This is a genomic window from Pseudarthrobacter sp. RHLT1-30-1 (assembly GCF_059383415.1).
This window is the reverse complement of the sequence record NZ_JBWZCG010000022.1, coordinates 67013-80884: the sequence shown is the minus strand read 5'-3', so window position 1 is coordinate 80884 and position 13872 is coordinate 67013. Positions and strand designations below refer to the sequence as shown.

The window sequence follows — 13872 nt, the reverse complement described above, 5'->3', positions numbered from 1 at the left end:
AGAGAAAAGAAGAAAAAAAAAAACACCACCCCCCCCCCCCCCCCCCCCCTCCCCCCCCCCCCCCCCCCCCCCCCCCCCCCCCCCCCCCCCCCCCCCCCCCCCCCCCCCCCCCCGCGGCCCGCTCGTCACTTCACCCCCGACTCCTTAGGTGAACCATGTCTGTACTGAACCCCTCCCGCAGCGCGCCTGCCCGCAGCGCCGGCCGCCCTCCCGGCGCGCGTGAGAACTTCTCCGCCTGGGCCAACCGGCACCGGAAGTGGCTGTTCGCGGCCCCGGCGATGATCTTCGTCGGCGTCCTGATCGTCTTCCCGCTGGCCTGGACCCTCTACCTGAGCCTCACCGACTCGCAGGGGTCAGTCCGCGCCGCCTCCGAGTTCATCGGGCTGGAAAACTACCTCACGGTCCTGTCCGACATGGACCGCTTCTGGCCCGCCGTCGGCCGCACGCTGACCTTCACCGGCGTCGCGCTGGTCTGCGAAGTCGTGCTCGGCATGTGCATCGCACTGCTGCTGTGGCGGCCCTTCAAGGGCGAAAAGTGGGTCCGGGTGGCCATCCTGCTGCCGCTGGTCGCAACCCCCGTGGCCGTCGGCATGATGTGGCGGTTGATCTTTGATCCCAACATCGGCTTCGCCAACCAGCTCCTCGGCATGGTGGGCATCCCGGCGCAGCCGTGGCTGTCCGGGCAGGACACCGCCCTGGGCACCACGATCTTTATGGATGTGTGGCAGTGGACCCCGATGGTGGTGCTCATCCTGCTCGCCGGCCTGACCTCCCTCTCCGAGGAGCCCGATGAGGCGGCCCGGATGGATGGCGCCAGCTCCTTCCAGCGCTTCTTCTACATCACCCTCCCGCTGATGATGCCGACCGTGATTGTGGCCATCCTGCTCCGGGGCATCGACGCCCTGAAGACCTTCGACATCCTCTACGCCACCAAGGGCAAGGGCGGCGGTTCCTTCCACGAGGTGGAGACCCTCAACGTCTACGCCTACGGTCTGAGCTTCGACTACAACCAGTACGGGCTGTCCTCCGCGGTGCTGATCCTGTTCTTTATGATCATCGTCGGCTCGATGTGGCTGCTGACCATGCGCAAGAAAGCGGTAACCAAATGACCGTCCTGACCGATTCCCAGACCGGCTCCGCGGCAGGGACCCCCAGGGCACCGCGCCGCCGGAAGCCACTGGCCACCCGTGCGTACAAGGTCTTCCGCGTCGTGGCCCTGATCGCCGTGGTGCTGTTCCTGATCGCCCCGCTGTTCTGGATGCTGCTGGCCTCCTTCAAGACCAACGTGGACATCTACGACACCGGCAAGGCGCTGCTCTTCAGCCCCACCACCGAGAACTACGCCAACGTGCTGCAGCGCAACAACTACTTCATCTTCATCTTCAACAGCTTCTGGGTGGCCTTCGTCTCCACCGTGCTCTCCCTGGTCCTGGGCGTCCCGGCGGCCTACGCGATGAGCCGCTTCACGATGCACCGCTCGGCCCTGGTGGTCCTGATGGCCCGCGTCATCCCCGGCGTCTCCCTGCTGGTGCCGTGGTACTACGTGTTCTCCAACCTGCGCATGGTCGGCGGCTTCGAGGTGCTGATCCTCAGCCACATGTTCGTGGCGCTGCCGCTGATCGTCTACATCATGATGAGCTACTTCGATTCGATGCCGCTCGAGCTCGAGGAATCGGCCCAGGTCGACGGGCTCACCCCGATCGGGGCCTTCCGCCGCATCACGCTCCCGCTCTCCGTCGCCGGAATCGCCACCGCCGGCATCCTGTCCTTCATCTTCTCGTGGAACAACTTCATGTTCGCCCTGGTGCTCTCCGGCTCCAAGACCAAGACCCTGCCGGTCGCAATCTTCGACTTCGTCTCCTACGCCAGCATCGACTGGGGCGGACTGATGGCGGCCGCCACCGTGGTCACCATCCCGATCATGATCATTGCCCTCTTCACGCAGAAGTACATCGTCTCCGGCATGACCGCCGGCGCGACCAAGGGCTAGGCCACCATGACACTCATCAGAAGAATTGAAACCTTCCTGGTCGCCCCGCGCTGGCTCTTCGTCCGGATCGAGACCGAGAGCGGGATCGTCGGCTGGGGCGAGGCCACCTGCGAGGGCCGCAGCGAAACCGTCCGCACCGCCGTCGAGCAGCTCTCGGAGGTGCTGATCGGCAACGACGCGCTCCGGATCGAGGACCACTGGCAGGTGATGACCAAGGGTTCCTTCTACCGCGGCGGACCCATTTTGGCCAGCGCCGTGTCCGGGCTGGACCAGGCCCTGTGGGACATCGCGGGCAAACACTTCAATACCCCCGTGCACCAGCTCCTGGGCGGCCACGTCCGGGACCGGATCCGGATGTACGGCTGGGTGGGCGGGGACGAGCCCAACGAGGTGGCCGACCAGATCAGCGCCCAGCTGGAGGTCGGGCTCACCGCCGTCAAGATGAACGCCAGCGGCCGGATGAGCCCCATCGCCACCGTGGCGGAGCTCGACGGCGTCGTCCGCCGCGTCGCGGCCGCCCGCGAGGTCCTCGGGGACCACCGCGACGTCGCGGTCGACTTCCACGGCCGTTTCAGCCTCGCCAACGCCCGGCGCGTCGCGCCGCTGCTGGAACCCTACCGGCCGTTCTTCCTCGAAGAACCACTGGTCCCCGAAAACACCCACCTGCTGCGCGAATTCACCTCCTCCACCACGACGCCGGTATCCACCGGTGAGCGGCTGTACAGCCGGCAGGAATTCCTGCCCGCGCTGCAGGCCGGCATCGCCGTGGCCCAGCCGGACCTCTCCCATGCCGGTGGTATTACGGAGGTCCGCAAGATCGCCTCGCTCGCGGAAATCTACGAGGTCCAGCTGGCCCCGCACTGCCCGCTCGGGCCCCTGGCCCTGGCCGCCTGCCTGCAGGTGGGCTTCGCGACCCCGAACTTCCTTATCCAGGAGCAAAGCATCGGGATCCACTACAACCAGGGCGCCGAAGTCCTGGATTACGTGGTGGACAAGTCCCCGCTGAAGTTCGTGGACGGCCACATCGAACGCCTGGCCGGCCCGGGTCTCGGCATCGAAATCGACGAGGCCGTGGTCCGCGCCGCGGACAAGCGCGGCCACGCCTGGCGCGGACCCGTCTGGCGGCACAACGACGGATCCTACGCAGAATGGTGACTGAGATGACCGACGGCACAAACGAGATATTGACCCCCGAGGCCCTGACCTCGGAGGCCCTGACCCCCGAGGCCCTGCTGGCCGGAATCCGGGCGACCCGGCTGGTCGCCATTGTGCGCGGCACGGACGGCCGCGCCGCGGCGCAGGCCGCCCTCGCGGTGATGGCCGAAGGCTTCCGGTACGTCGAAATCGCGCTGACCACGCCGGATGCCCTCGCGGCGATCCGGGAGGTCCGCGCCGCGGCCCCGGCCGGCTGTTTCGTCGGGGCCGGCACCGTGCTGACTGCCCAGGACGTGGACGACGTCGCCGCGGCCGGCGGCCAGTTTATGGTCACCCCGGCGCTGGCCGAGTCCATCGACGCCTCCGCCGCGCACAGCATCCCGGTCCTCGCCGGGGCGCTGACGCCCTCCGAGGCCTACGAGGCGATGACCCGCGGCGCCACCGCGGTCAAGCTCTTCCCCGCATCCATCGGCGGACCGCGGTACCTCAAGGCCCTGCTGGACCCGTTCCCCGGGATCCCCTTCATTCCTGTCGGCGGCGTCGGGCTCGACGAGGCGGCCGGCTACTGGCAGGCCGGCGCCGTCGCCGTCGGTCTGGGCAGCCCGCTCTTCGGGACCGCCGGATCGGGCGGCGACCTGGCCCCGGTCCGTGAACGCGCCCGCGGATTCGTGGCGCTCGCAGCGGAATTCGACCGCCGGATCGCCGCTGCGAGCCTGCGGTGACTCCCGGCGCCGGGACGCCGGATCGCCGCTGCGAGCCTGCGGTGACTCCCGGCGCCGGGACCCCTGACCTCGTGACCCTCGGCGAATCCATGGTCTCGCTGCGCTCCGCCGGGCCGCTGACCGCGGGCGGCTCGCTGGGCATGCACGTGGCCGGGGCGGAATCGAACGTGGCCGTCGGTGTCGCGCGGCTCGGCCACCGGGTGGGCTGGGCCGGGGTCGTGGGCGCCGACCCGCACGGTGAGTTCATCCTGCGGCAGCTCCGGAGCGAGGGCATCGCGGTCCGGCACCGGGTGGACGGCAGCCGCAGCACCGGCGTGATGTTCCTCGAGCAGCGCACCGCCGACGTCACCCGGGCCTTCTACTACCGCGCCGGTTCCGCCGGCTCCACGCTGGAGCGGGCCGACGTCGACCGGGCCCTGCACAACGGCGCCCGCGTCCTGCACCTCACCGGGATCACCGCCGCCCTCAGCCCGGAGGCGCGGCGGGCCGTGGAATACGCCGCCGCCCGCGCCGCCGGCGAGGGCCTGGAAATCTCCCTCGACGTCAACTACCGCAGCAAGCTCTGGTCCCGGGACGAGGCGCGGGCCGTCCTTACCCCGCTGGCCCGGCACGCCACCATCCTGATCGCCTCCGACGACGAACTCGGGCTGGTCTCCGGAGGGCCAGGGCATGCCGGCAGCGCCGACGACGCCGAAACGGCCCTCGCCGCCGAACTTCTGGACTGCGGGGTCCGGGAGGTTGTGGTCAAGCGGGGAGCGGCCGGCGCCGGCGTCCACACCGCGGCAGGCCGGTGGGAAACGCCCGCCGTGCCGGTCACCAGCATCGACACCGTGGGCGCCGGCGATGCGTTCACCGCGGGCTATCTCTCCGCCCTGCTCGACGGCGAGGACGTGGCCGGCCGCCTGCAGCGCGGCGCCCTCGCGGGGGCTTTCGCCGTCAGCACTGCCGGTGACTGGGAGGGCCTGCCGAACCGGGACGAGCTGATGCTGCTCGGTACCACCCCCAGCGGAACCACGCAGCGTTAGACCTCCGGATCCATCAACCCTGTTCCATCCACCGCAGACCGACACCGAAAGCCTGGACCAACTGTGAAAATCATTGCCGCGGAAGTTTTTGTGACCAGTCCGTCCCGTAACTTTGTGACCCTCCGGATTACCACCGATGACGGGGTGACCGGGATAGGGGATGCGACGTTGAACGGGCGCGAGCTCGCGGTGGCGGCGTATCTGAAGGAGCATGTCGCGCAGCTGCTGATCGGGAAGGACCCGCACCGGATCGAGGACACCTGGCAGTTCCTGTACCGGTCCTCGTACTGGCGGCGGGGTCCGGTGACAATGGCCGCGATCGCCGCGGTCGACATGGCGCTGTGGGATATCAAGGGCAAGATGGCGAACATGCCGGTGTACCAGCTCCTCGGCGGGGCGTCGCGGAACGGGCTGCGCGCGTACGGGCATGCCTCCGGCGCGGACCTGGAGTCGTTGTTTGATTCGGTCCGGGCGCACCTGGAGCTGGGCTACAAGTCGGTGCGGATCCAGACCGCGGTGCCGGGGATCAAGGCCGTGTACGGGGTCGCGGCGCAGGCGCAGGCATCGGGGGAGCGGTATGACTATGAACCGGCCGGCCGGGGCGCGTTCCCGGTCGAGGAGGACTGGGACACCCGGGCGTATCTGCGGCACCTGCCGTCCGTGTTTGAGGCGGTCCGGAACGAGTTCGGTCCGGAGCTGCCGCTGCTCCATGACGGGCATCACCGGATGACGCCGATCCAGGCCGCGAAGCTGGGCAAGGCGCTGGAGCCCTATGACCTGTTCTGGCTGGAGGACTGCACACCGGCGGAGAACCAGGAGGCGCTGCGCCTGGTCCGGCAGCACACCACGACGCCGCTGGCGATCGGGGAGATTTTCAACACCGTGTATGACTACCAGACCATCATCAAGGAACAGCTGATCGACTATGTCCGGGCCGCGTCGACGCACTTCGGCGGGATCAGCCCGTTGAAGAAGGTGATGGATTTCGCCGCGCAGTACCAGATCAAGTCCGGGTTCCACGGGCCCACGGACATTTCCCCGGTCGGGTTCGCCGCTCAGCTGCACGTGGGCCTGGCGATCCATAACTACGGGATCCAGGAATACATGCAGCACTCGGAGGCGACCAACACGGTCTTCGAGCAGTCGATGACGTTCGTCGACGGGTACCTGCACCCGGGGGACAAACCCGGCATCGGCGTCGAGTTCAACGAGGAAGCCGCCGCAGCCTACCCCTACCAGCAGGCCTACCTGCCCTACAACCGCCTCGTCGACGGAACGGTCCACGACTGGTGACGGCTGGCGCCTGACGCCGGACACAAAAAAGGTCCCGGGCGGGAGTCGATGCTCCGCCGCCCGGGACCTGGCTTTGTTGCGCTGGAGGCCAGCGCCCCAGCCCCACCACCAACGCGGGGTCAGTTAGTGCGTTCCCGCGTCATGCCGAAGGGAACCTGGTCGGACAGAGCCGCCGTGTAGTGGCCGGCCTTGTGGCGGGTGAGCAGGATGCCCTGCGTGCCGGATGCCATGGCGATCTGCTGGAGTCCGCGCACGGCGTCGTCGAGCCGTTCGTCCAGAACCTGGCGGTTGTCGACCTGGATCTCAATACATTCAGTTACTGTCGTCATCGCACTGCTCTTTCTTGGGTTACTCATCGGCCCCAATGATTGAAGCGACAATAACGTCATATTTATAGGCCCGTCAAATCACCGCGCTGGGCAGCGACGGTGCCGGTCCGGACCAAAAATTCGGTCGGCGCGTACCGCACGCCGTTGACCTGCAGTTCCAGTAAGTGCGCGCCCGGGTGATGGCGCCGCGTCGTCATTTGGCGGAACGCGTGGCGCTTTGAAAATCTCCGCGACTCACCCGGCCCGAGGACGGACGTGCCGAGCTTGAAAACCTTCTCCGCGAGAGCGCCGTTGGCCTTGGCGTAGTGCACCACGTAGTCGACGGCGAGCCGCGCGTCGGCCGGACCGGTATTGGCGATCTCGAAATCGAATTCGAGCTCGCCGGGAAGCTCGACGACGGAGCGGTCCAGCCGGGGCGGCGTCACCGTCAGCGACGCCGGCGGGAACCCCAGCAGCTCCAGCGTTCTGGGATGGGCCTTCTTGAGCAGGGTCCGCAACCCATGCCGGACCACCTGGGGCGTGTTCTCGTCCGGGGCGTCCAACCACCGGGCCGCCGTCGCAACGACCTCGTCGGGGGCGTGGCGGGCCAGATCGTTGAGGTGGTTCGCCACCGAGCGCCGGACATCAGCCACCGGGTCCCGGTACAGGGCGGTCAGGATCGGCAGGGTGGCTTCGGGCCGGGCGGTGAGCGCCGGGACGCGGATCGCCCACGGCAGGTAGGCCCGGGTGCCCTCGCTGGCGAGCCGGCGGACGTGCCAGTCCGGGTGGTCCGTCCACGTCTGGATGACGGCCAGGGCCCGGTCCAGGTCGGTGGCGAGGAGCCGCCGGATCGCGAACTCGCCGGTAAGCCGCGGTGTCAGCTCCGCGAGTAGCGCCAGGCAGTCCTCGAAGTCGCGGGGCTCCGGGGAGCAAAGCGCCAGCGTCGTCGCCGTCTCGGTCACGGGCCAGATCATCCAGCCGGTGAAGTCCGGATCCTCCAGCGCCCGGCGGAAGATGGACGCGGCGCCGCCGTAATTCCCGGGCAGGTCAGCCAGCAGTGCCCGGCTCAGGAGATCGGTGCGTTCCCGCAGGCTCAGTTCGTCGAGCCCTCCGGCCGCGGCGGCCAGGCCCGGGAAGGTGCTGCCGGGTGCGGCCGCGGCCAGGATCCGTTCCAGCGAGCGGACAACGCCCGGGTTGATCAGTTCATTCATCACGCCCATTGCTTCAGGCTACTGGGAGGTGGCGCGGCCTCGAACAGCGCGGCAGAGGCGGAACCGGGATATTCTTCACGAAGAACGAGTCCACACACGGTACAGAGGCGGATGCGGGAAATGGCGCAGGAACAATCACAGAACTCGCCCGGCTGGTGGCGGGTCTTCCACGACAAGTTCGTCGTGGAGGAACGCTACATGAGCGGGCAGGACCGGAAAAACCTGTACCGCATCGCCGTCAGCCTCGCGGTCGTGGGCGCCGTACTGTTCTTCTCGATCCTTGCCGGGGTACTCCAGCAGGACGGCCTTTCCTCGGGCGACGAACCCGTCCGCGCGTGGCTCCTGACGCTCCGCTCCGAACCGCTGACGGCCATCATGATTTTCCTCGCGATCGTCTTCGGCCCTGTGGCGCTGCCCATCATCGTTCTTGTGGTGACCGTTGCCTGGGGTCTGCTGGCCAAGCACGCCTGGCGGCCGATGCTCCTCGCCGGCGCCATGCTGACCGGTGTCATCCTGGCTCAGATCATCGGGCGGACCATCGGGCGCCAGCGCCCGCCGGTGGACCTGATGCTGTTCGGCGCAGACTTCACCTTTTCCTTCCCCTCCGGGCACGTCCTGGGAGCCTGCGACTTCCTGCTGGTCACCACCTTCCTGATCATCTCCCGGCGGCGCAACCGGACTGCCGCGGTCGCAGGTTTCCTGTTGGCGGGCGTCGGAATCTTCTTCGCCGCCGTGAGCCGGCTCTACCTGGGCTACCACTGGCTGACGGATGCCCTCGCCTCGCTGTCCATCTCGTTCGTGATCCTGGGCGGGGTGATCGCGCTGGACACCTGGCGGACAGCACGCATCCGCGGCGAACAGATCACCGGCGAGCTCTCCAAGGCAGATACCAGCCAGGACTAATTCCGCCCCGCCCGCCGTATGTGGGAGCCGGCCGGCCCGCGCCACAGCCGGGCCGGCCGACCCGCCACGGCGTTGCCTTGCCCGCCCCGCGGTGCGACAGTTGGGCATGGCAACGGAAGAGGATGTCCGCCGCGCCGCCCTCGCGCTCCCCGGGGTGGTGGAGCGGCCCAGCTGGGGGAGGCCCGCCTGGTTCGCGGCCACGCTGATGGCCCGGATCTGGGAAGACGGCGTGCTCACGGTCAAGACCGGGGAGCGTGTTGCCCTCGCGGGAACGGACCCGGAAACCTACTTCTGGACCCCGCATCACGAGCGTTCACCGTTGCTGGTGCTCGTGCGGCTGGATCGGATAGGGCTGGCGGAGCTGGGCGAGCTCCTCGAGGAATCCCACCGCATCGCGGCCGGCGGGCGGCGCTAGGGCCGGCGCGAGCGGAGCCGGGCCAGCTCACTGTGCAGGGCGGCGTTGGCCGCTTCGAGCTCCAGGACTTTGGCCACACCGGCCAGATTCAGCCCCTCCTCCAGCAGTACACTGATCCGCCGGAGCACCGCGAGATCCGCGTCGCTGTACTGCCGCGTTCCCCCCGCGGTGCGGTCCGGGGTCAGCAGGCCCCGCCGCTCGTAGAGCCTGATGTTCTGCTGCCCCGTTCCGATCAGCTGGGCCACCACGGAGATCGCATAGAGACCCAACTCCTGACCACGATCCGTCACGGTTCTCCTCTGCGGTGCTTCGACGTGCCGATAAATGCTTGATTTCCCCTTGCATCAGTGTCGCACCGGTGCTATAAAAAATCTATATCCACCACCATAGATAGTCGATCCGGCTGGATACAGAAAAAGACAAAAGTCTCGCATGAAGGAGTGAGAAATGATGTTGATGCGCACGGACCCGTTCCGGGAACTGGACCGGCTGACCCAGCAGGTCTTCGGAACGGCCGCACGGCCCGCTGCGATGCCGATGGACGCATGGCAGGAGGACGGCGAGTTCGTCGTCGCGTTCGATCTTCCCGGTGTCAACGTTGACTCGGTGGACCTCGACATCGAGCGCAACGTGCTGACGGTCCGGGCTGAACGGCGCGATCCGACGCAGCCCAACGTGGAGCTGATCGCCGCGGAACGGCCGCGCGGCGTCTTTAGCCGCCAGCTCATCCTCGGCGACACGCTGGACACCGAAAAGGTCAAGGCACAGTACGCCGATGGCGTCCTGACTCTCCGCATTCCGGTGCTGGAGAAAGCCAAGCCGCGGAAGATCGAGATCAACCATAGCCAGGACCAGATGCACGAGATCAGCAAGTAGCCGGGGCGGACGGAATCCATCCAGCCCGGTGCTCAATCCGGGGCCAGACGTCGCCTGCCGCGGCCGGCGCCGTCTGGTCCCTGTCTGGCCTGACGGACGGGGGTGAAGGGATGAACCGCGACCCGCGGGGCCACTATGCGGCACTGCACGTGACGCCGGATGCGACCCCAACCGAGATCCAGCGCGCTTTCCGGGCACTGATGCGCCTCCGCCATCCCGACGTCGGCACCTCCTCCGGGGCGAACACCGGGGCCGGGGCTGACACCGGGACCGGTGGCGGCGACGACGTGCGGCGCATCCTGGAGGCTTCCGCGGTCCTGCGGGATCCGAAACGACGGGCAGCGTACGACCCGGGCAGGAGTACCTCGGGGTCAGTCGGTACTGCCACGGGAAACACCGGAAGGCCCGGAAGCCCGGAGAGCACCGGAAGCCGGGAGGTTCCGGTCCGGCACCACCGGACGGAGCAGCCGGTACTGCGGGTCACTCCGGTGCAGTGGGAGCGCGGGCCGTGGTGATCCTGGCCCGGCACCCCGCCACGACTCCGGCGCCAGCACTCCGGCGCAAACACCACCCAGCACTGCAAGCACAAGGACCAGCACGACAAGCACAAGACAAGGAGGGCGTCCATGACCGCATGGCGCCGCTACGATTCACATCTGATGCCGGTCTTCCACGAGCGTTTCGAGGCCCGGTGGGGCAAGGGGACAGCACCCTTTCTAGACCCGGAGGCCCGCGAGGCGCCGCTTCCGCGGGCGCAGTGGATCAATATCGACACCGGTGCAGCACTCGCGGTGGTCCCCATCTGGACGGTGGACGACAGCCAGCACCGCTCCTTCGGGGTTTTCTATCTCCCGCCGGCCGGCGACATCTGGGTGCTGAGGCCCGGCTACACGAGTTACCTGGAACCTTCGGCCGAAGAGACCGAACAGCTCCAGGCCCTGCGCAACGACGCATTCAAGAAGGCCGTGGCACACGCCAAGGACTTCCTGTTCGGGCCTGAGGCGTCGGTGTATTGAGCAGGCGGATCCCTTCCGGGCGCGCAGCGGGAGGCCCGCCGGCGGGCGCGGCGCGCCGCAGTGCCTACCCGCCGTCGAGCCCGCCGCGCGAGGCCGGCCTACCCGCCTGCGGACCACGGCCCACCCGCCCACGACCCGCCCGCGGACCGGCGCGTGGCGCCGGGATGCGCGGAGGCCTAAAATCAGTCCACTGCCCGAAACTATCCTGACTGAAACTATCTAGGGGAATCCGCTGATGAAAGCTTCCGCCAAGGACTTGGCCGCCCTTCTGCCGTCGCGTTTCACCCTGGGCGTGGCGACGGCGGCCTTCCAGATCGAAGGCGCCCTGGACGAGGACGGCCGCGGTCCGTCGGGCTGGGACGTCTTCGCGGGCACCCCCGGATCGATCGTGGAGGACCACAGCCCGGCCGTTGCCTGCGACCACTACCACCGGATGCCCGAAGACGTGGCCCTGATGAAGGAGCTCGGGGTCGATTCCTACCGGTTCTCCCTGTCCTGGCCACGCATCCAGCCCGGCGGCAGCGGGCCGGTCAACCCCGCGGGCCTGGACTTCTACGACCGCTTGATCGACCTGCTCCTGGCCAACGGGATCGCACCGATGGCCACGCTGTACCACTGGGACACGCCGCTGGAACTGGACCAGGCCGGCGGCTGGATGAACCGGGACACCGCCTACCGGCTCGGTGAGTTCGCCGCGATCGCCGCGGCGGCCTACGGCGACCGGGTGGTCCGCTGGGTTACCGTCAACGAACCCGCCACGGTCAGCACCAATGGCTACATGCTGGGGATGCACGCACCGGGCGAATCCCTGATGCTGAAAGCCCTGCCCAGTGTCCACCACCAGCTCCTGGGCCACGGACTGTCGCTGCAGGCTCTCCGGGCCGCCAACGTCCCGGGCGACATCGGGATCACGAACGTGTATTCGCCGATGGTGCCGGCCTCCGTGAATCCGCTGGACAAGCTCAGCGCCGGCCTGATGGACATGGCCCAGAACCGGCTCTACGCCGACCCCGTCCTGCTCGGCAAGTACCCCGATGCCATCCGGGCCGCCACATGGTTTTCCTCATTCAGCCCGTCCAGCGAGGACATGGAGCTGATCTCGCAGCCGCTGGACTTCTACGGGCTCAACTACTACATGCCAACGCGGGTGGCCTCAGGACCGGGCGAAGGCGCCGTGCCGGAGGGGATGGCCGCGGCCATGGGTGATGACCTGAGCGGCACCGCACCCGGCGCGCCGTTCCACATCGCCTCGTTCCCGGACACTGAGATCACCGCGTACGGCTGGCCGATCAAACCGGAGTACATGGCTGTCGCGCTCGCGGAGATGGCCGAGCGCTACCCCGACCTTCCGCCCGTCTACATCACCGAGGGCGGGGCGAGCTTCGAGGACCTCGAAATCCGGGACCCGGATGGCCGGCTCATCATCCCGGATGAACGCCGCGTGCGCTACCTGGCGGACCACATCGCGACAGCGGTGGAAGCGACGTCCGCCGGCGGCGCGGCCGAATCGATCGAGCTGCGCGGGTACTACGTGTGGTCGCTGATGGACAACTTCGAGTGGTCCGGCGGCTACCGGCAACAGTTCGGACTGCTGCACGTGGACCGCGAGACCCAGCAACGCACGAGGAAGGCCTCGTTCTACTGGCTCCAGGAAGTGCTCGCTGCCCGGCTCCGGGACGCCGTCCCGGAGCCTCCCGCAGCGCTGGAGTCCGCGGCGGTGGCCGCCGAGGTCCTGTCTGGCGGCGCCGCGGTGCAGCCGTCCGACGTCGACCGGCCCCACCCGGTCGGATAGCGGCAGGCCTCCTTCGGCGTCAGTGCAGGCGGCAGGCCGGCGGGCGGAAGGCTAGAGGAGGCCCCGGTCCAGCAGGCCCTTGGCCAGTCCGGCGCCGTCGGGGGAGTAGAGCCACGGGACGGGGGCGCCGGTATGGTCACCGGAGTCCGAGTGTCCGCCGGCCAGCACGGCCTCGCCGGCCGAGAGCTGGCGGATGCCGACGGCGGCAACGCTGTCGGGGTGCTGCCGGGCAAAGTCCGAGTAGATCGATTCATCGTGCTGGCCGTTGTCGCCGAAAAGCAGCCAGCGCATGTTGGGGAACTCCTCGGCGAGCAGTTCCAGGTTGCGGCGCTTGTGCTCCTGGCCGCTGCGGAACCAGCGGTCCTGGGTCAGGCCCCAGTCGGTGAGCAGCAGGGCGCCGGAGGGATACAGGTTCCGGCTCAGGAACCGGGCAAGGGTGGGCGCGGCGTTCCACGGACCCGTCGAGAGGTAAATCACCGGCGCCTCCGGGTATTCGACCATGAGCCGGTCCATCAGCACGGCCATGCCGGGCGTCGCCATCCGGGCCCGCTCGTTCAGCACAAACGTGTTCCAGAGCGCGAGGAAGGGCCGGGGCACGGCAGTGACCATAATGGTGTCGTCAATGTCGGAGACGATCCCCAGCTTGGCGTCGGGCGAGATCACGAAAATCCGCGCCTCCGTCGGCTCCGTGCCTTCGGCGCGCAGCACCACGGTGTGCCACCCGGGGGAGAGGGAGACCTTGACGATCGTGTCCACCAGTCCGCCGCGGTCCGCATGCACCCGGGCGGTCACTCCGCCGATTTCGATCGTCACTTCGGTGAACTGGATCGGCACGGACGTGAAGGCGCGCCAGCCCCGGATGTTCTGGTTCCCGTTCTTTGCGGCGTGCTCTTCCCGGCTGCCGGGGTTCGGCCTGGTGGTGAGCACCACCCGGCCGAGCACCCGGACCCAGTCCGTGGAGCCGTACCCCTGGTAGCCGATGGTCTGCGGGACGAAATCCCAGCGTTTCGCGGCCTGCAGGCGGTACCCGTTGAACGTATCCGAAACCCAGTGCGCCAGACGGAAAGCCCGGGTGCCGGTGACCGGCTGCTGCTGGGGTGATTGCTGCGACGCCAATTTCATGCCTCCACTCTGCCACACGGGGCCGGTCCGGGCACGGACTGCGG

At 68.3% G+C, this 13872-nt stretch carries 16 protein-coding genes; 12 read left to right on the top strand and 4 right to left on the bottom strand.

Going from position 1 to position 13872, the window contains the following annotated elements; all coding sequences use genetic code 11:
* The first annotated feature begins 155 nt into the window (after positions 1-155).
* The 6 genes from AC50YM_RS15475 to manD all read left to right on the top strand — a co-directional run bounded on the left by AC50YM_RS15475 (position 156) and on the right by manD (position 6185).
* On the top strand, positions 156-1109 hold the full coding sequence (locus tag AC50YM_RS15475; RefSeq protein ID WP_494957838.1) for a carbohydrate ABC transporter permease: 954 nt from the start codon (positions 156-158) through the stop codon (positions 1107-1109).
* Positions 1106-1990 carry a carbohydrate ABC transporter permease gene (locus tag AC50YM_RS15470; RefSeq protein WP_494957837.1) on the top strand — a complete coding sequence of 295 codons (885 nt, stop codon included), beginning with the start codon at positions 1106-1108 and terminating at the stop codon, positions 1988-1990. Before AC50YM_RS15475 ends, AC50YM_RS15470 begins: the two co-directional genes overlap by 4 nt.
* Before the next feature lie 6 nt (positions 1991-1996).
* Complete coding sequence (gene dgoD / locus AC50YM_RS15465) at positions 1997-3145, top strand: galactonate dehydratase (protein WP_494957836.1); 1149 nt, start codon at positions 1997-1999, stop codon at positions 3143-3145.
* 5 nt (positions 3146-3150) lie between these two features.
* A complete protein-coding gene (locus AC50YM_RS15460; RefSeq protein ID WP_494957835.1) occupies positions 3151-3867 on the top strand; it encodes a bifunctional 4-hydroxy-2-oxoglutarate aldolase/2-dehydro-3-deoxy-phosphogluconate aldolase in 717 nt (238 codons plus the stop codon).
* 41 nt (positions 3868-3908) lie between these two features.
* Positions 3909-4892 (top strand): sugar kinase, encoded by a 984-nt coding sequence (locus AC50YM_RS15455; RefSeq protein ID WP_494957834.1) that lies wholly within the window; start codon positions 3909-3911, stop codon positions 4890-4892.
* A gap of 63 nt (positions 4893-4955) precedes the next feature.
* Positions 4956-6185 carry a D-mannonate dehydratase ManD gene (gene manD, locus AC50YM_RS15450; protein WP_494957833.1) on the top strand — a complete coding sequence of 410 codons (1230 nt, stop codon included), beginning with the start codon at positions 4956-4958 and terminating at the stop codon, positions 6183-6185.
* Between the two features lie 119 nt (positions 6186-6304).
* Here manD and AC50YM_RS15445 read toward each other — a convergent pair whose 3' ends face one another.
* On the bottom strand, positions 6305-6514 hold the full coding sequence (locus tag AC50YM_RS15445; RefSeq protein ID WP_494957832.1) for a hypothetical protein: 210 nt from the start codon (positions 6512-6514) through the stop codon (positions 6305-6307).
* Positions 6515-6576: 62 nt separating this feature from the next.
* Entirely contained in the window at positions 6577-7713 is a 1137-nt protein-coding gene (locus tag AC50YM_RS15440) for a DNA alkylation repair protein (protein ID WP_494957831.1), read from the bottom strand.
* Positions 7714-7824: 111 nt separating this feature from the next.
* On the opposite strand from AC50YM_RS15440, the gene AC50YM_RS15435 reads away from it, so the two are divergent.
* Together AC50YM_RS15435 and AC50YM_RS15430 are read left to right on the top strand one after the other, a co-directional pair.
* Positions 7825-8607 carry a phosphatase PAP2 family protein gene (locus AC50YM_RS15435; protein ID WP_494957830.1) on the top strand — a complete coding sequence of 261 codons (783 nt, stop codon included), beginning with the start codon at positions 7825-7827 and terminating at the stop codon, positions 8605-8607.
* Between the two features lie 106 nt (positions 8608-8713).
* Complete coding sequence (locus AC50YM_RS15430) at positions 8714-9022, top strand: MmcQ/YjbR family DNA-binding protein (RefSeq protein WP_494957829.1); 309 nt, start codon at positions 8714-8716, stop codon at positions 9020-9022.
* On the opposite strand, the gene AC50YM_RS15425 is transcribed toward AC50YM_RS15430, so the two are convergent.
* On the bottom strand, positions 9019-9312 hold the full coding sequence (locus tag AC50YM_RS15425) for a MerR family transcriptional regulator (protein ID WP_494957828.1): 294 nt from the start codon (positions 9310-9312) through the stop codon (positions 9019-9021). The genes AC50YM_RS15430 and AC50YM_RS15425 overlap by 4 nt on opposite strands.
* Before the next feature lie 160 nt (positions 9313-9472).
* Here AC50YM_RS15425 and AC50YM_RS15420 point away from each other — a divergent pair, with 160 nt between their 5' ends.
* The 4 genes from AC50YM_RS15420 (at position 9473) to AC50YM_RS15405 (ending at position 12706) form a co-directional block, all read left to right on the top strand.
* Entirely contained in the window at positions 9473-9898 is a 426-nt protein-coding gene (locus AC50YM_RS15420) for an Hsp20/alpha crystallin family protein (protein WP_494957843.1), read from the top strand.
* A 110-nt stretch (positions 9899-10008) separates the two neighbouring features.
* Complete coding sequence (locus AC50YM_RS15415; protein ID WP_494957827.1) at positions 10009-10413, top strand: J domain-containing protein; 405 nt, start codon at positions 10009-10011, stop codon at positions 10411-10413.
* 111 nt (positions 10414-10524) lie between these two features.
* Positions 10525-10914 (top strand): hypothetical protein, encoded by a 390-nt coding sequence (locus AC50YM_RS15410; RefSeq protein WP_494957826.1) that lies wholly within the window; start codon positions 10525-10527, stop codon positions 10912-10914.
* 235 nt (positions 10915-11149) lie between these two features.
* Positions 11150-12706 (top strand): GH1 family beta-glucosidase, encoded by a 1557-nt coding sequence (locus AC50YM_RS15405; RefSeq protein WP_494957825.1) that lies wholly within the window; start codon positions 11150-11152, stop codon positions 12704-12706.
* A 51-nt stretch (positions 12707-12757) separates the two neighbouring features.
* Here the strand turns inward: AC50YM_RS15405 and AC50YM_RS15400 are convergent, their stop codons facing one another.
* Positions 12758-13828: an App1 family protein phosphatidate phosphatase gene (locus tag AC50YM_RS15400; RefSeq protein WP_494957824.1), complete on the bottom strand. Its 1071-nt coding sequence runs from the start codon at positions 13826-13828 to the stop codon at positions 12758-12760.
* Positions 13829-13872: the final 44 nt, after the last annotated feature.